Here is a 20121-nt window from a genome sequence, read left to right on the forward strand (position 1 = left end):
CGACCAGCACCGCCGCTCGGTTCGGGGCCCGGAGCTGCGGCGCATCGCCGAGGAGATCGCCGAGGACCGCGAGAGCCTGCTCGCACTCATGGGCGCACTCGGCGTGCCCGCCCGTCGCTACAAGATCTACGGCGGCCGGGCCGCCGAGCTGCTGGGACGCCTCAAACCGAACGGTGCCGTGTACCGCCGCTCGGGGCTGAGCACCCTCATCGAGCTGGAGACCCTGCGGCTGGGCGTCGAGGGGAAGTCGCTGGTCTGGCGCACGCTGCTCGCGATGGCTCCGCAGGACAGCCGACTGGACACGGACCGGCTGAACACGCTCCTCGGCCGGGCACAGCGGCAGATCGACGCGCTGGAGACGATGCGGCGCTCGGCGGCCGGGAGCATCTTCGGCGGCGAAGGAGCCAACGGCCAGGGATGACTGGGCGTCAACCTCTGCATTCTGAAAGGTCGTTGGTGTACTGCACCCGCCGCCGTGCACCGGGTCAGGGGCCCGGTGCACGGCGGCGGCCCGGCCGGTCATTCCCTACATGGCAGCGGACATGTTCGCGGCCCACTCCCAGGGGGCGGCTGTTCCGCCCGGATCCGAGTTGAAGTACTCCCACCCGGCCACTCCCCCGAAGTCGCCGTACTTGCCGGAGAGCTGGGACACGGTCGACTTGAGGGTGTCCATGGGCACGTATCCGCTGCCGCAGTTGGCGGGGTTGGTGATGGTGCCCGCCACCACCTTCCCGGCCGGGACGACTCCGTGGTTCACGACACCCTCGTAGCCGCTGGTGTCGTCCAGCGATCCCCAGCCGCAGTAGAACTGGGCGTTGAACCAGCTGATGGACGATCCCCGGTCACGGTAGAGGGCGTCGTAGCCGAACCCGGAGAGATTCCCTCCGCCGTTCAGGGCGGTGGCGACGGGCGCCAGCGTGACGAGGAAGCCGGCACCGAAGTCGCTGTGCAGCTGGTCGATGACGCGTTCGACGCCGGCCAGCGACATCCCCTCCTCCACATCGAGATCCAGGCCGTCCAGGTGGTGGGTGGTGACGACGTTCTTCAGCTTCGGGTAGTACGTGTCGAAGTCGCTGTCCAGCCGCTGGAAGCTGCCCGCCGCGGCACCGCCGACCATGCCCAGCACATGGACGCCCTTGCTCTGCATCGCCGCCAGGTCGTCCCACATCGGGCCGAACTTGGCGTCGTCGGGCGAGGTGTCATTGAGCGTGACACCACCTCCGTCGTTGAGGTGGATCGCGCCGACGATCACATCCGTGACGCCCGTGCCGTGGTCGGTCAGCCCCTTCGGGGAGACATACGAACCGCTGTTGAACTGGGTCTGGTAGTAGACGACGACACGATGGTCAGTGGCCGCCTGTGCCGGTGCGGCCGTCACCAGGGGCGCCGCCAGACTGATGGCTGCCGCACCGGACAACGTTGCCAGGAACCTCTTCCAGCGCATTGCGGGTCTCCTCATGTGGGGGGGGCGCCCATGAAAGCGCCTTTCGGCCCGCTCCACAAGTGCGCCAACTCTTCGCTCTGGACAGCGGACTTGGGCGACAGCAGCGACAAGACCCCTCAACCCGCCCCTGCCGCCCCGGGGATCCTCCTCGCAGGGGCGCCTCTCGGGGCACCGCCCCGAGTGAGGAGTGAGACCCGGGGCGGCGGAGCCGCGAGTGAGGCTCAGCCCAGCCTGATCTCGGGCTTGTGGAGATCGAACCAGACCGACAGATCCAGCGCCCTCTCCAGGTGCGAGCGCTGCTGTGTGGTGATCGTCGCGCCGTCGGCCCCGACGGCCTCCTGGAGCCGGGCGCGATGGCACAGGTCCAGCGCGGGGTGGCCGGAGGCGAGCAGGTCGGAGGTCTGCGCCTGGATGGCCGCCACATAGTGCGGGTCGAAGCTGCCGGGATAACCGCTCTTCTTGCGCTGCACGACCGATTCCGGCAGCAGGTCGCGGGTGGCCTCGCGCAGGATGCTCTTCTCCCGCCCGTCGAACGTCTTCATCGACCACGGTGTGTTGAAGACGTACTGCACCAGCCGGTGATCGCAGAAGGGCACCCGGACCTCAAGACCCACCGCCATGCTCATCCGGTCCTTGCGGTCCAGAAGGGACTGCACCATCCGGCTCAGATGCAGGTAGCAGACCTGCCGCATCCGCTTCTCCAGACCGCTTTCGCCCTCCTTCAACGGGGCCTCGGCCAAGGCGGTGGCGTAGCTGTCGTGCAGATAGGAGTCGAGCTCCAGCGTCCCGGCGAGGTCGCCGGACAGGACGCCGCTCGGGTCGATCGGGGAGTCTCCGGCCAGCCAGGGGAAAGTCGCTGCCTGCCGTCGCTCGTCGTGGAACCAGGGATATCCGCCGAAGACCTCGTCGGCCGACTCCCCCGACAGGGCGACGGTGGACTGTTCGCGGACCGCGGCGAACAGCAGATAGAGCGAGTTGTCACGGTCACCGAGTCCGACCGGCAGGTCGCGCGCGGCGACGGCCGCCCGCCGTACGGCCGGGTCGGACAGCGCGGCGCCGTCCAGCATGATGTCGCTGTGATCGCAGTCGATGTGCTCCTTGACCGCGTGCACGAAGGGAGTGTCCTGGGTCGGACTGATGTCCATGGCGCGGAAGTTCTTCGCCTGGTCGGGGAAGTCGACGGCGAAGCTCCTTACGGTCTCGCCCTGTTCGCCGAGCTGCCTGGCGGCCAGCGCGGTCATCGCGGAGGAGTCGAGTCCGCCGGAGAGCAAGGAGCAGCGGGGCACGTCCGCGACGAGCTGACGGGCGATGATGTCCTCAAGGAGCTCCCGCACATGCGCGACGGTGGCTTCCCGGCCGTCGGTGTGCTCGGTGGCTTCGAGCTGCCAGTAGGCGTACTCACGAAGGCCGTTGCGGTCCAGGACCGCCACATGACCGGGCTTCAGCTCCCGCATGCCCTCCCACACCGCGAAGCCGGGGGTCTTGGCGAACGAGAAGATCTCCCGCAGTCCGTCCTGCCCCACAACGGCCGGGGCCAGCGGGTTGGCCAGAATGGCCTTGGGCTCCGAGCCGAACAGCACGCCGTCGTCGGTCTCGTAGAAGTAGAAGGGCTTGATCCCCATCCGGTCGCGGATCATGACCAGCTTCTCGGTCCGCGGATCCCAGATCGCGAACGCGTACATGCCGTTGAGCTTCCCGGCCAGCTCCTCGCCCCACTGGAGGTAGCCCCGCAGCACGACCTCGGTGTCGGAGTCGGTCTCGAAGCGGTGGCCCTGGCGGCGCAACTCCTCACGCAGTTCGGTGTAGTTGTACGCCTCGCCGGAGTACACCATCGCGACCGTGCCGTTCTCCGTACGCGCCTCCATCGGCTGGGCGCCGCCGGGAAGGTCGATCACGGCGAGCCGGCGGTGTCCGAGCGCGGCCCTCGGTGTCAGCCATGCCCCCTGAGCGTCGGGGCCGCGGCAGGACATTGTCTCGGTCATGGCGTCGACGGTCTCCCGATGGGCCGTCAGGTCGCGTCGGTAGGAAACCCATCCAGTTATGCCGCACACAGAAGACACCTCTCCGTGGGGGAATTAGGTGTAACAACCATCTCTCTTGCTGTGCGGGCTCCACCACCCAGAGCGACGAACCGGCGGAGTGGTGTTTCTCACCGGTAAACACTTGTTAAGTTCGTGTTTCGAACCCGGCGGCACGGCGCCGGTCCGCTCCTACTTGCGCGGATCCCGGAGCCGCCCGAACGCCTTCGTGAGAGCGCTCAGCGGTGAGCCGTCGGCCTTGGTGGCTGCTGCCCTCGCCTGTCCCGGCGCCTGTGAGGACGGCGGCAGGGGCACGCCGTCGCCACCGGTCGCCTCGGCCAGCGCCGCGTGCGCCGCCTCGGCCGCTTCCCGGTACAGATCACGGGAGTTCGTCATGGCGTCCAGCGCATCGGCGTACTGCGCGACCATGCCCTGGGCGTGGACCAGCTCCTCGTCCGGGGTGAGCAGGTGCCAGCCGTGGCGCAGCCGGTTCAGCGCCCGCTCGGCGTCGGCGGAAAGCGGGCGGGGCAGCGCGGCGAACTCCGTGATCTTTCCGAGGAGTTCCGCCGGGGCCGAGCCGTCCAGGAAGACATTGCGTACGGTGAAACGCCCGGCATCGATGTCCGAGCCCTGCGCGTCCATGGGCAGGATGACGGCGCCACCGCGCGGCAGCCGCACACCCAGCTCGCGCTTCATCGCGACATCGGCGATCTGCGTCTGCTCCGGCGTGGCCCGGTGCTCGACCACCCGGTGCCGCAGGCTCGGCGGCAGGAACACCGAGACGGGCTGTCTGCCCCGCTCGTCCGGTGTCATCGCCTCATGCACCACGACATGGACGAACCAGCTCTGCCGCGTGCACTCGCGCAGCCGGCGGCGCAGTTCGTCGTCGTCCTTCGGCAGATGGTTCACCGTCCGCAGACGTACGCCCGGCACGGTTTCGTGGTCCCAGGGGACCTGGTCGCTGTCCGGCCAGAACATGGTGGCGGGCGAGGGCCAGTGCGCCTGCCACGGCCGCTCGGCCTCGGCGGCGAGGACCCAGGTGACGCCCTCACCCTCCTTGCGGCGGGCCTCGGGATCGTAGGTGGTCAGCTGGGCGCGCACCGTGACGTCGTCGGCCACCGGCCAGCGGGCCTCGAAGAGGCGGCGGGCCGACGGGCCCGGGTCGGCGGACTCGTCCCGCGGGTGCAGGACGGTCGAGCGCGCGGCCTCGGCGGGGTCGAGGTCCCGGAAGTCGCCGAGCACCCCGGCCGCCTTGAGGGCGATCAGGTTACGCCGGACGTCCTGCTCGGGCTCGGGCCCGAGGTGGCGCCCCCTCCCCAGCCATACGGTGTCCGGGACGGGCGTCGTTGAGGTGCTCTTCTTGGCCATGTGATCGTTCTGTAGGGGGCTCGGGGCCCGACCAGTATGGTCCGTGGGCCTGTCGATGGAAGGTACCCCGTCCGCGCCGCACCACGCTCGAACGACCGTACGCGGATGTCAGGGCAGCGCGCGGTGCCGGTCCTGGCCGCCGCCGGCCCGGCGACGGAACCGCCCACCCGAACCGTGCCACCCGGCCGCGAACCGGGTCACCGGGCGGGGGCGGGACACCGGGCGGGGCAGACCACCGGCCACCAACCGGGCCATCGGCCGGGGACCGGCTCACCTGTCATGCACCCGCCGCTCGGCAGCGCCCCACGCCGTGGCGTTGCCCCGCGGTTCGTAGCGCACCAGCGGCTGGGTGCGGGCGATGAGCACACGTATGGCGGCACGGTCGTCCAGTACGCGACGGGCGCGCGCCTGGACGAGCGCGTTGCCGAGGGCGGCGGCCTCGGCCGGGCCCGCCACGACCGGCAGGCCGCAGGCGTCGGCGGTCAGCTGGCACAGCAGGGCGTTGCGGGCTCCGCCGCCGACGATGTGCACGGTGTCGACCGGTCGGTCGGCGAGTCTCATGGCGGCGGCGATCGCGCGGCGGTGCGCGAGGGCCAGTGAGTCGAGGATGCAGCGGACCGTCTCCGCCTGGGTACGCGGAACGGGCTGGCCGGTGGCGCGGCAGGCGGCGGCGATCCGCTCGGGCATCCGGCCGGGGGCGAGGAACGCGGTGTCGCCCGCGTCCACGACCGACCTCAGCGGCGGTATGCCGGCGGCGTCCCGCAGCAGTGGGGCGAGATCAGGGCCACCCCAGGCCCGCAGACACTCCTGGAGCAGCCAGAGGCCCATGATGTTGCGCAGATACCGGACGGTGGAGTCGGTGCCGAGCTCATTGGTGAAATTCGCCGCCCGGCTCGCCTCGCTCAGGACGGGGGCGTCCAGCTCCAGGCCCGCGAGCGACCAGGTGCCGGTGCAGATGTACGCGAAGCGGGCGGTGGACGCCGGTACCGCTGCCACCGCGGACGCGGTGTCGTGCGAGCCGACCGCGGTCACCGGGACCGGGCCGGTCAGCCCGGTCTCCTCCAGGACGTGCGGCAGCAGCAGCCCCGCCGGGTCGCCGGGTCTGCGCAGCGGAGCGAACATCCCGAGGTCGATGCCGAGCCGTCCGGCGATGCCGTGGGCCCAGTCACCGGTGCGCGGATCGATCAGCTGGGTGGTGGAGGCGTTGGTCAGCTCGGTGCCCGGCTGCCCGGTGAGCCAGTACGTCAGAAGATCGGGCACGAGCAACAGGCGCTCAGCCGCAGCGAGTTGGGCGCTCCCCTGGGCGGCGAACAGCTGATAGAGCGTGTTGAAGGGTGCGTACTGCACTCCGGTGGCCGCGTACAGCTCGGCGGCCGGCACCGTCTGCCACACTCGCTCCGCGACCCCTTCGGTGCGGCCGTCGCGGTAGTGCACCGGATTGCCGAGCAGCGCGCCGTCCGCGTCGAGCAGCCCGTAGTCGACGGCCCAGCTGTCGATACCGACCGAGGTCACCGGCCCCGCGGCCCGCAGCCCGTCGAGCACGCCCGCGTACAGCGACAGCACGTCCCAGTGCAGGGTGCCGCCCGTCCGTACGGGGCGGTTCGGGAAGCGGTGAGCCTCCGTCAGGTCAATTACGTCAGGGCCGATCCGGACGGCCATCACCCGCCCACTGGAGGCACCGAGGTCGACTGCGGCGAAGGTGAGGGGGGCAGCGGGGGTCACGGTGGCCTCGCGGAGGGGTCGTCGGGTGGACTGCGGAGACGGCGTGCGGGGCGCGTCCGCGGTGACAGGGAGGACGGACCGAGGTCAGCGCGGGAACGCCGCCGTAGCGGGGTGGACTCAGGTCGCACGAGCGCCGCGGTGGCGGGGACGGGCCCGGGTCGCACGAGCGCCGCCGTAACGTGAGGGCGGGCCCGGCTCGCACGAGCGCCGCCGTAACGTGGGAACGGGCCCGGGCCGCACGAGCGCCGCCGTGGCGGACCGGGCGAGCGGGCGCAGGAGCCCCGCCGGATGAGGGCGGCCAGGAGTCAGCGCAGGAACGCCGCTGCGACGCCCGCGTCCACCGGGATGTGCAGCCCAGTGGTGTGCGTCAGGTCCCCGCCCGTCAGCGCGAACACCGCGTTCGCCACATGCTCAGGCAGGACCTCGCGCTTGAGGAGGGTGCGCTGGGCGTAGAACTCGCCGAGCTTCTCCTCCTCGATCCCGTACGTCGCCGCGCGCTGCGCGCCCCAGCCGCCCGCGAAGATCCTCGACCCGCGTACGACCCCGTCCGGATTGACGCCGTTGACCCGGATCCCGTACTCCCCCAACTCTGCCGCGAGAAGTCGTACTTGGTGGGCCTGGTCGGCCTTCGTGGCGGAGTACGCGATGTTGTGCGGGCCGGCGAAGACCGCGTTCTTTGAAGTGATGTAGACGATGTCGCCGCCGAGGGACTGGGCCCTCATCACCCGTGCCGCTTCGCGCGAGACGAGGAAGGAGCCGCGCGCCATGATGTCGTGCTGCAGGTCCCAGTCCCGGGCGGTCGTCTCCAGCAGCGGCTTGGAGATGGAGATGCCCGCGTTGTTGACCACCAGATCGACACCGCCGAACGCCAGCGTCGCGGTCCTGAACGCCTCGGCGATCTGCTCCTCGGATGTCACGTCCACGGTCACCGCGACAGCCCGGTCCGGACCGCCCAGCTCAGCGGCCACGGCTGCGGCGCTGTCACCGTCCAGATCCGCGACCACCACACAGGCCCCCTCCGCCACCAGACGGTGTGCGACGGCCTTCCCGATGCCGCTGCCCGCCCCCGTCACCAGAGCCACCCGGGCCGCGAGCGGCCTGGCCGCCGGCATCCGCCGCAGTTTGGCCTCCTCCAGCTCCCAGTACTCGATGCGGAACTTCTCCGACTCCTCGATGGGCGCATAGGACGAGACAGCCTCGGCGCCGCGCATCACATTGATCGCGTTGACATAGAACTCCCCCGCCACCCGCGCCGTCTGCTTGTCCTTGCCGAAGGAGAACATCCCGACACCCGGGACGAGCACGATCGCCGGGTCCGCGCCCCGCATGGGCGGCGAGCCGGGCTCCGCGTGCCGGTGGTAGTACGCGGCATATTCCTCCCGGTACGCGGTGTGCAGTTCCCCGAGCCTCGCCACCGTCTCGTCGAGCGGTGCGGTGGGCGGCAGGTCGAGAACGAGCGGCCTGATCTTGGTACGGAGGAAGTGGTCCGGGCAGGAGGTGCCGAGGGCCGCCAGCCGCGAGTGCCCGGCGCTCGCGAGGAAGTCGAGGACGGCCCCGCGGTCGTCGAAGTGGCCCACTTGCGGCCGGTCCTGCGAGGCGAGCCCCCTGATCACCGGGGCCAGCTGCGCGGCCCGCTCCCTGCGCTGCGCGCCGCCGAGGGCCGCGTACCCCTCGACCATCGGCCCGAACGGCTCGGCCCTGCCGTGCTCGGCGAGGAAGGTCTCGGCAGTGCGGATGATGTGCAGCGCGTTCTCCTCGCACTCCTCCGAGGTGCCGCCCCAGGCGGTGATGCCGTGGCCGCCCAGTACACAGCCGGTCGCCCGCGGATACGCCTCCCGCACGGCGGCGATGTCCAGCCCGAGCTGGAATCCCGGGCGGCGCCACGGCACCCACACGACCCGCTCGCCGAAGCACTCGGCGGTCAGCCTCTCGCCGTCCGCCGCGCAGGCGAGGGCGATTCCCGAGTCGGGGTGGAGGTGGTCGACGTGTGCCGCGTCCACCAGGCCGTGCATCGCGGTGTCGATGGACGGCGCCGCACCGCCCCTGCCGTGCAGGCAGTAGTCGAAGGCGGCGACCATCTCGTCCTCGCGGTGCACCCCCGGATACACGTCCTTGAGCGCCCGGAGCCGGTCGAGCCGCAGTACGGCGAGACCTTCGGCGGTGAGCGTACCGAGGTCGCCGCCGGAGCCCTTGACCCACATCAGCTCGACCTCGCCCCCGGTCACCGGGTCGGTGCCGGTGCCCTTGGCGGAGGTGTTGCCACCCGCGTAGTTGGTGTTGCGCGGATCGGAGCCGAGCCGGTGCGAGCGGGCCAGCAGTTCTTCGGACGGGGTCGCGGAGGCCATGAGACAAGTCCTTACGAGGTGAGGTCGCCCGATTGAAACGAATCAAACATGGCCCGTACGGAAGAAGTCCGTCAAGACATTGACCCGCACCCGTGCGATCACTTGTGTGACATGAATCCTTTCAGCAGCCCCTGTTCCTCTGCCCCGGGCCCCGTTCCCGGTCAGCCGCGTGCACCGAACCAGGCCGTCAGCGCCTTCTCCAGGAGCGCGTGGTCCGGTGGGGTGCCCGTCCCGGCGGACCACGCGACGATGCCGTCGGGGCGGATCAGCAGGGCCGCGATACCGCGGTGCGCCTCCTCCGCGGCCAGGCCCGCCGCCACCAGCCCGACCCATGGCGCCCAGTCGGCCGCCGGTCCCGCCTCCGCTCCCGGCGCGATGAGTACCCCGCGGCCGGTCACGGTGTGGTCCGACAGCCGCGAACCGTCGTCGAGGCGCAGGTCCGGGACCGGGCACCCGAGCAGCGGCATCGACTCCTCGGACACCCCGTCCGCGTACGGCATCGGGTGCCGGCTGTCGAGGCCCCCCAGCATGCGCCCGAAGAACGCGTTGGCCTCGTCGACCTCCTCCAGCAGCTCACCCATGAGGTCGCGCAGGGCCCCCACATGCGGGCCGGGACGCATCAGGGCGACCTGTGCGCGGGTGTTGGCCAGGACGCGGGCGCCCACCGGGTGACGTTCGGCGGTGTACGTGCCGAGCAGCCCGTCGGGCGCCCGGCCGCCGACCACCGCCGCCAGCTTCCAGCCCAGGTTGACGGCGTCGAGGAGCCCGAGGTTGAGTCCCTGCCCGCCGAACGGCGAGTGCACATGTGCCGCGTCGCCCGCGAGCAGGACCCGGCCGCTGCGGTAGTCGGTCGCCTGGCGGGCGTTGTCGGTGAAGCGCGTGGCCGACCTGACCGCGGTCACGACGACGTCCGTACCCGTGACATGGCTCGCCGCCGCCTGCAGTTCCTCGACGGTGACCGGTGCGTCACGGTCGGCGGGCGGACCGTCGAAGCGCGCCAGGAAGAGCCGGCCGGGAGTCGGTCCATAGGCCATCATGCCGGTCTCGGTACGGCGCCAGCCGTACGGCAGGAGTGCATCGGGGTCGGCGTAATCGGCCACGATCTGATGCCCCGTCATAGTCGGTTCCGTACCGGGGAACACGAAGCCGCTGAGCTTCCGTACGAGGCTGCGCCCGCCGTCGCACCCCACCAGCCAGCGGCCGCGCAGTGTTTTCCGTCCCCCCGGCCCGTCGGTCCCGACGTCCACACCTCCGGCGTCCTGGGTCAGTCCGGTGACGGCCCGTCTGCGCTCGATCCGCACCCGGGGCAGCGCTGCCACCGATTCCCCGAGGATCGCCTCCAGGGCCTGCTGGCCCACCACCGCCATCGCCCGCTCACTCTCACCGCGTTTGGCCGCGTCGATGCTCCACAGGCCGGCGAAATGGCCCTTGCCGCCGAAGGCCGCCTTCCTGCCGACCGTGGCGGCGACCTCGCCGGACGAGGCGCCGGTCTCCTCCAGATCACGCATACGGGCGTCGAGTTCGGGGTTCTTGGCGCGGAAGTTGCTGAGGATGTCGGACATGGTCCGCAGCGAAGCCGCGTCCAGGGCGGGGCCGAGTCCTCTGCGCCGCAGGGCCTCCACGGCGAGGGGGCCGATCGCTCCGGCCTTGACCGTCGGATCGATCTCGGTGTTGCGCTCCACGACGAGACAGGAGACCCCGGCGATGCCCAGCTCATGGGCGAGCATCAGGCCGGTCGGCCCTGCCCCCGCGATCAGCACGTCGGCGTCGAACTCCTCGGGCATGGGGTGAGTTGTCATGGGAACGAGTATGCGCGAAAACTTTTATTGACTACAAGCTTTGAGCCGAATCCATTTTTCTCGTACGGTGGGCCCATGGCAGACAGGCAGGCCGACGCACCCCCACTGGGGCGGCGGGAGCGCAAGAAGCGGGAACTGCGGAACCACATCTCGGGCGTCGCGACGCGGATGTTCCTGGAGCGCGGCTTCGAGGCCGTCACGGTGGCCGAGATCGCCGAGGCGGCGGACGTGTCCGCGATGACGGTCTTCAACTACTTTCCGCGCAAGGAGAACCTCTATCTGGACCGCGGGCCGGAGATCACCTCTCTGCTCACCGCGACGGTCCAGGACCGCGATCCTGACGAACCGCCGCTGGCGGCGCTGCGCCGGATGGTCCTGCGCCTCATCGACGAACGCCATCCCCTGAGTGGCCTGGTCGACGGCATGGGCCACTTCCTGCAAGTGGTCCTGGACAGCCCGGCGCTGAGCGCCCGCTGGCGCGAGATGTCCGAGGAGGCGACGGTCGCGCTGACGGAGGCCCTGGCCGTCGCCGCGGGCCGCTCGCCGCTCGATCCGGAAGTGCGTTATACGGCCGCGTCGGTGCAGACCATCCGTGACACCGTCAACCGTGAAGCGGCACGGCGTACGGCCGCCGGGGAAAGGGCGGACGCGATCCACCCCGGTCTCCGTCTCCTGGCCGGCCGGCTCTTCGACGCCCTGGAGGGCGGCGTCGGCGCGGACTGGGGTACGGCACCGGGCCCGTCCCGGGGGTAGCCCCTCGCGCTGGACCGCAACATGCCCTCCGTCCCGGCCACCCCGGGGTCAGAGCATCTCCAGCGTTCCCCTCCCCGCCGGGGGAGGAAATGCCCCGTCCAGAGCCCGCAGGTCCTCGTCGGTGAGGCGCAGATCGAGGGCCGCCCGGTTCTCCTCCACATGGGCCGCGGACGATGCCTTGGGGATGGCGATGACGTTCTCGTGCCGCAGCACCCAGGCGAGTGCCACCTGAGCCGGGGTGCTCCCCTGCGCGGCGGCCACCGCCCCCAGGGCCTGGTGCCCCAGCAACCGGCCCTGCTCGACCGGTGAGTACGCCATGACCGGCACCGACAGCTCCCGGCACCGAGGGAGGAGCGCGTGCTCGGGGCCGCGCCGGGTGAGGTTGTAGAGCACCTGGTCCGTCTGGGGGCGCGCCCCGCCCGGCAGCCCGTCCAGATCGTCCACGTCGAAGTTGCTGACGCCCCACGAGCCGATACTGCCGTCCGCCACCAGCGCCTCGAAGGCCTCGACCGTCTCGGCGAGCGGTACGCCGCCGGGCCAGTGCAGCAGATAGAGGTCGATCCGGTCGGTCCCCAGCCTGCGCAGGCTCGCCCGGCAGGCTTTGACGGTGCCGCGGGCATCGGCGTTCGACGGCAGTACCTTGCTCACCAGGAAGACCTCGTCCCGCCGGCCGCGGATCGCCTCGCCGACGAGTTCCTCGGCGGCGCCGCTCCCGTACATCTCCGCCGTGTCGATCAGCGTCATGCCCAGGTCGATACCCCGGCGCAGCGCGGTGAGTTCGCCGGAGCGCCGCGCGGGATCGTCCCCCATGTGCCAGGTGCCCTGCCCCAGAGCGGGCACCGCGGCCCCGGAGGGGAGTGTCACTGTGCGAACCGCTGTCATCGTGGGTCTCTCCTCTGGTGCGCGCCTGGGCCCTGTCCCGGACCGGGGCGGACCTCGTAGCCACGGGGGCTTGATCCAGGATCGCAGGCCGCGGGACGGCGGGCCCGTCAGCCCCGGCCCTGTCCGTCACCGGTCATACGGGGTGCCGGGCCCGGGGCTGACGGGTCCGGGGCCGTCGTGCGGTGGCTCCGTTCACCCGGATCCGGCGGGCTCCACAGACGGGTGGCGCAGCAGCCGTCCGCCGACCGCCGCGGCGAACACCACCACACAGGCGGCGAAGACCAGCCCGGCGTCGCGGAGGCCGAGCGCGAGGGTGAGCGCTCCGACTCCGATCACCGGCAGTGAGATGCCCAGATACGCCACCACGAAGTAGGCCGACGTGGTCTCGCCGCGCCGGTCCTCGGGCGCTCGGGCGCTCACCGCGGCCATCCCGGCCCTGAACGAGAGTCCCTGGCCGAGCCCCGACACCACCGCGCCCACCACCAGCAGCGCCAGCGAGGTGAACAGCAGGGAGCAGCCGATGCACACCATTCCGGCCACGAGTACGAAGCACCCTGCGGGGAGCGCGCGCGCCACACCGATCCGGACCATCGCCAACTGCCCCACCGTGGAGGCCGCGAACGCCGCGAAGACCACCGCTCCGGATACCGCCAGGTCCTGCACTCCCAGTGTCTTGGCCATGAAGCTCGGTGCGACCGAGGTGAAAAGACCGAACATCGAGAACCCGGCGAAAGCGGCCAGCGCGGCGGGGACGAACACGCCGCGTACCTGCTGGGGTACGTGTGGCAGCCTGGGCCGCAGCGCGGGGCGCGGCTCGCGGCGGGGTACGGTCTCGGGCAGCGGGAGCGTCAGCGCGATGGCCAGCGCCAGCAGCCCCAGGTGGACGAGGTACGGCAGCCGCAGCGGCCAGGGCGCGTAGGCCGCCAGAATCCCGGCCAGCAGTGGCCCGCAGCCCAGGCCGCCCATGTTCGCCGCGGTCGCCGCGAATCCCGCCCGGCCGCGCCGGTCTCCCGGCGCCAGCTCCATCACGGCGACGGTGGCGGTGCCGGTGAAGAGCCCCGCGGACAGCCCGGAAAGGACCCGGCCGGTGAAGAGCAGCGGCAGGCCCCCCTCGAAGACAAAGCACAGCGCGCTCGCCACGGAGAACCCGAGCGCCGCCAGCAGCACCGGGCGCCGGCCCAGCAGGTCCGAGAAGTCGCTCGCCAGGACGAGTACGGCGATGACTCCGGCCGCGTACGTCGCGAAGATGATCGTCACCATCAGTGACGAGAACCCGATCTGCTCCTGGTAGAGCCCGTACAGCGGGGTGGGCAGAGTGGTTCCGGCCATGCCGACCGCGAAGGTGAACGCGGCCGCCTTGTACTGCCAGGGCCGCGCCGGCGCCGGGCTCGTCGATGCTCTGTCCATAGCGAACACCGTAACGACCGGGGCGCCCCGGCGCGGCGCGGGAAGGTCCGGGCGGACCCGGCAGGGGCAGGGCGCTCCCGCCGGGTCCGTCCGTCTCAGTCCAGGGTCGCCCCGGACGTCTCGGGCGCCCAGGCGAAGGACACCACGGCGCCGAGTACCAGGAACACGCTGAGAATCGTCATGGACGGCGAGAAGCCGAGATGGTCGATGCTCATCGGCAGCAGAAAGGTGCCGACGGCGGAACCGACCCGGCTGAGGCCGTTGAGCAGTCCGACACCGGAACTGCGCAGAGCCGTCGAGAAGAGCTCAGGGGGATAGACCTGGTCGAGATTGGACGAGGCCGACATCATGAAGGTGAAGACCAGGAAGAGAACGAAGAGCAGAAGCTTCGGCGCTCCCGGCCAGACCCCCATGGGGCCCAGTGCGACAGCCATCACCGCAAAGGACCCGATGACGAATCCGCGGCGTGAGAATCGCGCCACGAACCAGAGTCCGGCGATGCTGCCGAGCAGAAGGAAAACGTTCAGCAGCCCGTCGCCGAGAAAACCGCCCTTCAGCCCGAACTTGGCCATGACGATGGGCAGGAATGTGTAGATGGCGAAGTAGGGGATGACCTGGCAGTTGTAATAGAGGACGCCGAATGCGGTCTTGCGCCATTGTTCCGCGCTGAACAGTCCGCGATAGGAGGCCGAGGGGGCCTTCTCGGTGCCGGGACCGGCGGCGATGGAGGCGAAGTCCACATGCCGGCCGATGTACTTCTCCACGACGGCACGGGCCTCTTCCACCCGCCCCTTGCTGATCAGCCATCGAGGTGATTCCGGGGTGCCGATGCGCATGAGCAGGACCACCAGCGCGGGCAGCGCACTGCTGGCCAGCAGCCACCGCCAGGCGTCGCCGCCCTGGTCGATGAGGTAGTTGCCGAAGAAGAAGGAGCAGATGTAGCCGATCGTCCACATGGCGGTGAGCGAGGCCAGCAGAAATCCGCGGTGGCGCCGGGGACAGAATTCGGCCACGAGCGTCGGCCCGATCGCGTAGTCGGCGCCGATCCCGATCCCGATGAGGAGCCGCAGGACGAAGAGCTCCACCGGCCCGCCGGCCCAGAACTGCGCGATCGACGCCACAGTGATCAGAACGAAGTTCAGCATGTAGAGCTGCTGACGTCCTATGCGGTCCGCAAGCCAGCCGAGGGTGATGCTGCCGATGAAGATACCGATGAGCGCCGAGGCCCCCAGCAGCCCTTCCCAGGCGGAGCCGAATCCCATCTGGGGCCGTATGAGCGTCAACGCGATTCCGATGACGCCGAGTTGGTATCCGTCGGAAAAATTGGCCCCGAAGGTGAGCGCGGTGATTTTGATATGGAATCTGTTGAGAGGCGCGTCGTCAAAGGGGACGAGTTCCGGCTCTGCCACCGGAACAGGAGCTAGCTTATTTTCAGGCATCGTCCCACTTAGGTCCTATCCTCGTGGAAGTCGTCTTTCCCGGCGCCCGCCCACGTACGGTCAGGTGCGGGCCGGCGGACGGTGGAGTCCCGCCCCGCACCCTTGCCACGCCATGAATAACAAGTTTCATGTAGATTCATCGATGAATGGAAACGTGTCAAGAGGTGGGCCGCGATTGATCGGAACGGTCTTCGAACTGACGGCCCGTCAGCCTGTGTTCGGGCTGTCCGGCGAAGGCGTACGAGGGGCCGGACGAGGCCTGAGGACTGGCCCGCAGCACTGAGCCGGGCCCCGGCCGGAGGCGGTCCGCCCCGGGCGGGGCCCGGCGTCCCTGCCGTACGGCCTCAGTGAGCAGGTGGGAGACTCATTTCGCCGAGGCTCACCACTCCGCGTACGATGCCCAGCTCCACCAGATCCTCGGGGCGCAGACGCAGTTGCTCGGCGGTCTCCCCGATCCGGTCCGGGCCGCGCTTGAGGATGGCGGCGGCCGCCTCCGGCGCGATCACCGAGAAGTAACTGTCCTGCGCGGCCCAGAGGTTGCCCGGCGCGGCCAGCGCCAGTGCGCCGCCGGAACCGCCCTCGCCGACGAGGAGCGAGGTGAGCGGCACCCGGGCGGTGGCCATGGCGTGGAAGAGCCCGGCGATGGCCGGACCGGCCCCGGACCGTTCCGCTTCGGCGTCGTTGGCGGCGCCGGGTGTGTCGATGAGGGTGAGGACCGGGATGCCCAGAGCGTCGGCGAGGGTGACCAGACGGGTGGCGGTGCGGTAACCGGCGGGACGGGTCGGCGTACCGCACTGCGCCGCGTAGGCGACGGTCCGCCCCCGGTGGATTCCGAAGCCGCAGCGCATCCCCGGGTCGGTGCCGCCGCACCGGTCCCCCGAGATCTCCCGGACGGGGCCGCCGAAGTAGGCGGTGAGACAGGCGGCGGCCCGTGGGCGACCGGCTGACCGGGCCAGGGCGACCGCCTCCAGGCCGGTGAGGCCGCGCCCCGGTCCGGTGACAGGCGTGCCGGGCGGCTCGGGCGCCTCGGCGCCCCGCGGTCCGGACAGCAGCAACAGCCAGTCGGCCAGGGCGGTACGCAGCTCATCGGAGTGGACCAGCGCGTCGATGTGCCCGGCGGCCCGTTGACCTTCGGCGCTGTACGCGGCCGGGTCGGCGTCCGGTGGCCGTACCCGTGATCCGGCGAATCCCACCTGCCCGCCGGGCAGCGCGAGGACGATGTCCGCACCGGCTCCGAGGGTGGCCCAGCCACCGCCCGTCGTGGGGTCGCGCGCGACCGCGATCTGCGGGATACCGGCGGCCCGCAGCAGCGCGGACTGCCGTGCCACACGCTGTAGTTGGGTCAGCGCCCGCATGCCCTCCTGCATCCGGCTGCCACCGGTGGCGGTCAGCGTGACGAGCGGGAGGCGCCGCTCCCCCGCCAGGGTGAAGGCCGCCTCCAGGAGGTCACCGGTGGCCTCGCCGAGCGAGCCGCCGAGGAAGCCGAACTCGAAGGAGACGAGAACGGCGCCGCTGCCGCCGACCGACGCGGTCCCGCAGACCACGGACTCGCGCTCACCGGTCGTCGCCGCGGCCCGCGCGGCCGACTCGTCGTACCCGGGCCAGCCGAGTGGCCCGTCGGCCGCTCCGGCGCGCGGCGGGGGCGCCAGTTCGGTGAAGGAACCCGGATCCGCCACGGCGCCGATCGCCTCGCGTGCGGTCCACGCCTCAGGCATGCAGCGCGCGCTTCATGATCTTGCCCATGTCGTTGCGGGGCAGCTCGTCGAGCAGCCGCACCTCGCGGGGCCGCTTGTGGGGAGCCAGCTGCTGTGCCACATGCCGGCTCAGCTCGTCGGCGGTGGGCGGGCGCCGCATGTCCGCGGGGACGATCCAGGCGACGATGCGCTCCCCCAGGTCCGGGTCGGCCTCCCCGGTGACCGCCGCCTCACGTACCGAAGGGTGGTCGAGCAGGGCGTTCTCGATCTCCCCCGCGCCGATCTTGTAGCCGCCGCTCTTGATGAGGTCGGTGGCCTTGCGGCCGACGATGCGTACGGCCCCGTCGGGATCGCGCGTCGCCATGTCGCCGGTACGGAACCACTCGCCGTCGAAGGCCGCGGCGGTCGCGTCCGGGCGGTTCAGATACTCGGTGAACAGGTTGGGGCCCGACACCTGGATCTCACCGACGCTCTCACCGTCGTACGCCGTGATCTCCTCGCCTGTCTCCTCGACCAGCCGGACCTGCACCCCGTTCAGCGGCACGCCGACCGTGCCGGGCCGGGGCTCGCCGTCGGCGCGGACGCTGGTGTTCATCAGGGTCTCCGTCATGCCGTACCGCTCGATGACCCGCCGCCCCGTGGCCGAGGCGATGCGCTCGTGGTCGTACACGGGGAGCGCGGCCGACCCCGACACCAGGAGGCGGGCACCGGACAGCGCAGCGGAGAGCGCGGGGTCGTCGGCGAGGGCGTCCGCGATGCGGTGGTACATGGTGGGGACGCCGAAGAACATCGTTCCGTGGGCGGCCAGTTCGCGGGCGACCGCGGCCGTCTCGAAGCGGCCGGCATGGTGCACGGACCCGCCCCGGCGCAGCGGTCCGAGAATACCCAGGATCAGCCCGTGGACGTGGAAGAGGGGGAGGCAGTGGACCAGTACGTCGTCGCCGGTCCACTCCCAGGCGTCGGCCAGCGCGTCCAGCGTGGAGGTGATCGCCCGGCGGGGCAGGACGACGCCCTTGGGCGGTCCGGTGGTGCCTGAGGTGTAGACGATCAGCGCGGGCGCCCCGGCGGACGGCTCGGCGGGGAGCTGGGGAGGCCCGGACGCCGCCCGTACGTCGATGTCCAGCCGGTCCAGCCCGGTCAGCGCCGGGGGCAGTTCGTCGCCTGGCGCCGCGAGGACCAGCGACGGGGCGCTGTCGGACAGGATGTGCGTCAGCTCGCGCTCACCGGTACGCGGATTGAGCGGTACGGCGGGCACTCCGGCGAGCAGCGCGGCGACCACGCCCACGGCGGTCTCCAGGGTGGGCGTGGCCCAGACGGCGATCCGGCCGGCCCCGCCGATCCGGGACGCCAACACACCTGCTGCCGCGGCCAGTTCGGCATGGGTGAGCGACCGGTCGCCGAAGGTCAGCGCGGGACGGGCCGAGCCGGCGGTCAGGGCCGGGAAGAGAGGGGGCATACGTCGGACTCCTCATTTCGTGGTGGAGGGCTGAGCGGGGCGGGCGGTCGGCGGGGTCGCGCGACGCGCTGTCGTCGGCGTCGGTCGGTCCAGGTACTCCTCCTCTCAGGCCACCCCGACCCTCTTACCCGGTACGCCGCCGGGCTCCTCACCGGACGTACGCGACCGCACCACCAGCTGCGCCACCGCGGTGACGGCGAGGTTGGGCAGCAGCGCCACCAGTCCCGGGTCCATTGTCCCCAGGTCCACGTCGCCGAAGGTCAGCCAGGTGAGAACCGCGACCCCGGTGAGGATGCCGAGCAGTGCGGGGACCGCGTCCAGGCGTACCTTCCTGGCCAGGCCCATGGTGATCGCCGGGGCCAGCTGGCTGAGTCCGCCGAAGGTGAGCAGCAGGAGATTGGCGAGAAGGTCGGGGCGGGACAGCCCGAGACAGAGTGCGAGGGCCGCGGCCACGACCGCGCACACATGGTTCGTGCGCAGCTGGGTGCGCTCACTGCGGACGCTCAGGACGTTGCGGGACAGCAGGCTGGAGATGCCCACGATGATCGCGGCGGACGGCACCATGGCCGCCGATGCCGCGGCGACCGCCACCACGCCGACCAGCCAGCCCGGCAGGGTCTGACCGGCGAGCGTCAGCGCCACCGCGTTCCCGGGCGAGTCCGGTGAAACCATGAGGATCCCGGCGAATCCGACGATGACCGGGATGCCGAGGGCTATCTGGTAGAGGGGCAGCCAGACGGCGTTGGAGCGCAGTGCCCGGCCACTGCGGGCCGCGAGGACCGGCGGCCACAGATGGGCCATGGTTCCCAGTCCGCCGCCGATACCGGAGATGATGACCGCGCTGACGAAGAAGGTGGCGTCATAACCCTTCTGATCGAGCGTCAGTAGATCGGGGCGAGTGTTCCGTACGGTCTCGAAGAGGCCGCCGACACCGCCCTTCACCGAGATCGCGACCCCGATGAACAGGACGAGGAGTCCGACGACCATCAGCGCGTCCTTGAGGTAGGCGACGCGGGCCACTCCCCGGATACCGGACCACAGCACGAAGCCGACGGTCAGGACGGTGGCCAGGATCATGCTGAGGTTGCCGCCCGTGCGGCTGCCCGTCGCCAGTTGGACGATCAGACCGAGTCCGCTGATCTGCAACTGGAGGTAGGGCAGCAGGAACACGGCCCCGACGATGGCGACGACCCGGCCCAGGAGCGGGCTGCGGTACCGCTCGGCGAAGAAGTCGGCCTGCGTCAGATAGCCGTGCTTGGCGCCGAGTTGGCGCATTCTCGGGGCGGTGAAGTACTGCAGGACGAAGTTGATGGCCAGGTAGCAGAGGGCGTACGAGGCGGCGACCCCGCCACCGAAGGCCAGACCCGCGAGGCCCAGGAAGCTGAAGGTGGTGAAGGACTCCCCCGCTTGGAGAAACCAGGTGGTGAAGGTGGAGAACTTCCTTTCGCCCACGGTCCATTCGCCGAGCCTTCCCCTGGCCGGGCGGCGTCTGCCGAATCCGACCACGGCGATGGCGAGCATGCCGGTCGTGGCGATGACACTGGTGCTGTTCATGCCGCGGTCTCCGTCTCGGGGGTGTCCTCGCGCGCCTCGGCGGGCAGGGCGAAGCGGTCGGTGAGGGCGAGTCCTGCTGTCGTCCCGGCGGTCCACAACAGGCACCAGGCCAGTACGGAGGGGACGCCGAGCCAGAGGTGGGGCCCGTTCACGAAGGGCAGGAACGGTGTGCTGAGGAACGCCATTACGGGCACGACGGCCCAGATCAGGTGCAGTCTTCTCATGGGGACTCCCGGGATG

14 protein-coding genes are annotated in these 20121 nt (G+C 70.9%); 1 reads left to right on the forward strand and 13 read right to left on the reverse strand.

Annotation, left to right across the window (positions count from 1 at the left end; translation table 11 throughout):
* Positions 1-526 precede the first annotated feature (526 nt).
* From ACWGKJ_RS11050 to ACWGKJ_RS11075, 6 genes are all read right to left on the reverse strand, one after another.
* Positions 527-1444 carry a glycosyl hydrolase family 18 protein gene (locus tag ACWGKJ_RS11050; protein WP_385025298.1) on the reverse strand — a complete coding sequence of 306 codons (918 nt, stop codon included), beginning with the start codon at positions 1442-1444 and terminating at the stop codon, positions 527-529.
* A gap of 221 nt (positions 1445-1665) precedes the next feature.
* Positions 1666-3495 (reverse strand): asparagine synthase (glutamine-hydrolyzing), encoded by a 1830-nt coding sequence (gene asnB, locus ACWGKJ_RS11055; RefSeq protein WP_385025301.1) that lies wholly within the window; start codon positions 3493-3495, stop codon positions 1666-1668.
* A 159-nt stretch (positions 3496-3654) separates the two neighbouring features.
* Positions 3655-4830, reverse strand: coding sequence for a hypothetical protein (locus ACWGKJ_RS11060; RefSeq protein ID WP_385025304.1), 1176 nt, complete (start codon positions 4828-4830; stop codon positions 3655-3657).
* A gap of 270 nt (positions 4831-5100) precedes the next feature.
* On the reverse strand, positions 5101-6489 hold the full coding sequence (locus ACWGKJ_RS11065) for a rhamnulokinase (protein ID WP_385025428.1): 1389 nt from the start codon (positions 6487-6489) through the stop codon (positions 5101-5103).
* Positions 6490-6857: 368 nt separating this feature from the next.
* Positions 6858-8897, reverse strand: coding sequence for a bifunctional aldolase/short-chain dehydrogenase (locus ACWGKJ_RS11070; protein WP_385025307.1), 2040 nt, complete (start codon positions 8895-8897; stop codon positions 6858-6860).
* 161 nt (positions 8898-9058) lie between these two features.
* Positions 9059-10696, reverse strand: a complete 1638-nt coding sequence (locus ACWGKJ_RS11075) for an FAD-dependent monooxygenase (RefSeq protein WP_385025310.1) — start codon at positions 10694-10696, stop codon at positions 9059-9061.
* Positions 10697-10771: 75 nt separating this feature from the next.
* Here ACWGKJ_RS11075 and ACWGKJ_RS11080 point away from each other — a divergent pair, with 75 nt between their 5' ends.
* The gene (locus ACWGKJ_RS11080) at positions 10772-11449 is read left to right on the forward strand and encodes a TetR/AcrR family transcriptional regulator (protein ID WP_385025313.1); all 678 of its coding nucleotides are present in this window, start codon (positions 10772-10774) and stop codon (positions 11447-11449) included.
* A gap of 48 nt (positions 11450-11497) precedes the next feature.
* Here the strand turns inward: ACWGKJ_RS11080 and ACWGKJ_RS11085 are convergent, their stop codons facing one another.
* The 7 genes from ACWGKJ_RS11085 to ACWGKJ_RS11115 form a co-directional block, all read right to left on the reverse strand.
* Complete coding sequence (locus ACWGKJ_RS11085; RefSeq protein WP_385025316.1) at positions 11498-12331, reverse strand: aldo/keto reductase; 834 nt, start codon at positions 12329-12331, stop codon at positions 11498-11500.
* Between the two features lie 192 nt (positions 12332-12523).
* Positions 12524-13738, reverse strand: a complete 1215-nt coding sequence (locus ACWGKJ_RS11090; protein ID WP_385025319.1) for an MFS transporter — start codon at positions 13736-13738, stop codon at positions 12524-12526.
* Positions 13739-13833: 95 nt separating this feature from the next.
* Positions 13834-15147 (reverse strand): MFS transporter, encoded by a 1314-nt coding sequence (locus ACWGKJ_RS11095; protein ID WP_385025322.1) that lies wholly within the window; start codon positions 15145-15147, stop codon positions 13834-13836.
* Between the two features lie 374 nt (positions 15148-15521).
* The gene (locus ACWGKJ_RS11100) at positions 15522-16892 is read right to left on the reverse strand and encodes a carboxyl transferase domain-containing protein (RefSeq protein ID WP_453315710.1); all 1371 of its coding nucleotides are present in this window, start codon (positions 16890-16892) and stop codon (positions 15522-15524) included.
* Positions 16885-18327, reverse strand: a complete 1443-nt coding sequence (locus ACWGKJ_RS11105; protein ID WP_385025328.1) for an acyl-CoA synthetase — start codon at positions 18325-18327, stop codon at positions 16885-16887. Before ACWGKJ_RS11105 ends, ACWGKJ_RS11100 begins: the two co-directional genes overlap by 8 nt.
* A 105-nt stretch (positions 18328-18432) precedes the next feature.
* Positions 18433-19881 (reverse strand): sodium:solute symporter family protein, encoded by a 1449-nt coding sequence (locus ACWGKJ_RS11110; protein WP_385025330.1) that lies wholly within the window; start codon positions 19879-19881, stop codon positions 18433-18435.
* Positions 19878-20105 carry a hypothetical protein gene (locus ACWGKJ_RS11115; protein WP_385025333.1) on the reverse strand — a complete coding sequence of 76 codons (228 nt, stop codon included), beginning with the start codon at positions 20103-20105 and terminating at the stop codon, positions 19878-19880. Before ACWGKJ_RS11115 ends, ACWGKJ_RS11110 begins: the two co-directional genes overlap by 4 nt.
* Positions 20106-20121: the final 16 nt, after the last annotated feature.

The organism is Streptomyces sp. NPDC054757 (assembly GCF_053612185.1).

Excerpts from the sequence above, each read along its gene's own strand:
- ACWGKJ_RS11050 (WP_385025298.1), bottom strand. The coding sequence starts at position 1,444 with ATGCGCTGGAAGAGGTTCCTGGCAACGTTGTCCGGTGCGGCAGCCATC.
- ACWGKJ_RS11060 (WP_385025304.1), bottom strand. The coding sequence starts at position 4,830 with ATGGCCAAGAAGAGCACCTCAACGACGCCCGTCCCGGACACCGTATGG.
- ACWGKJ_RS11065 (WP_385025428.1), bottom strand. The coding sequence starts at position 6,489 with ATGGCCGTCCGGATCGGCCCTGACGTAATTGACCTGACGGAGGCTCAC.
- ACWGKJ_RS11070 (WP_385025307.1), bottom strand. The coding sequence starts at position 8,897 with ATGGCCTCCGCGACCCCGTCCGAAGAACTGCTGGCCCGCTCGCACCGG.
- ACWGKJ_RS11075 (WP_385025310.1), bottom strand. The coding sequence starts at position 10,696 with ATGACAACTCACCCCATGCCCGAGGAGTTCGACGCCGACGTGCTGATC.
- ACWGKJ_RS11080 (WP_385025313.1), top strand. The coding sequence starts at position 10,772 with ATGGCAGACAGGCAGGCCGACGCACCCCCACTGGGGCGGCGGGAGCGC.
- ACWGKJ_RS11085 (WP_385025316.1), bottom strand. The coding sequence starts at position 12,331 with ATGACAGCGGTTCGCACAGTGACACTCCCCTCCGGGGCCGCGGTGCCC.
- ACWGKJ_RS11090 (WP_385025319.1), bottom strand. The coding sequence starts at position 13,738 with ATGGACAGAGCATCGACGAGCCCGGCGCCGGCGCGGCCCTGGCAGTAC.
- ACWGKJ_RS11100 (WP_453315710.1), bottom strand. The coding sequence starts at position 16,892 with ATGCCTGAGGCGTGGACCGCACGCGAGGCGATCGGCGCCGTGGCGGAT.
- ACWGKJ_RS11105 (WP_385025328.1), bottom strand. The coding sequence starts at position 18,327 with ATGCCCCCTCTCTTCCCGGCCCTGACCGCCGGCTCGGCCCGTCCCGCG.
- ACWGKJ_RS11110 (WP_385025330.1), bottom strand. The coding sequence starts at position 19,881 with ATGAACAGCACCAGTGTCATCGCCACGACCGGCATGCTCGCCATCGCC.
- ACWGKJ_RS11115 (WP_385025333.1), bottom strand. The coding sequence starts at position 20,105 with ATGAGAAGACTGCACCTGATCTGGGCCGTCGTGCCCGTAATGGCGTTC.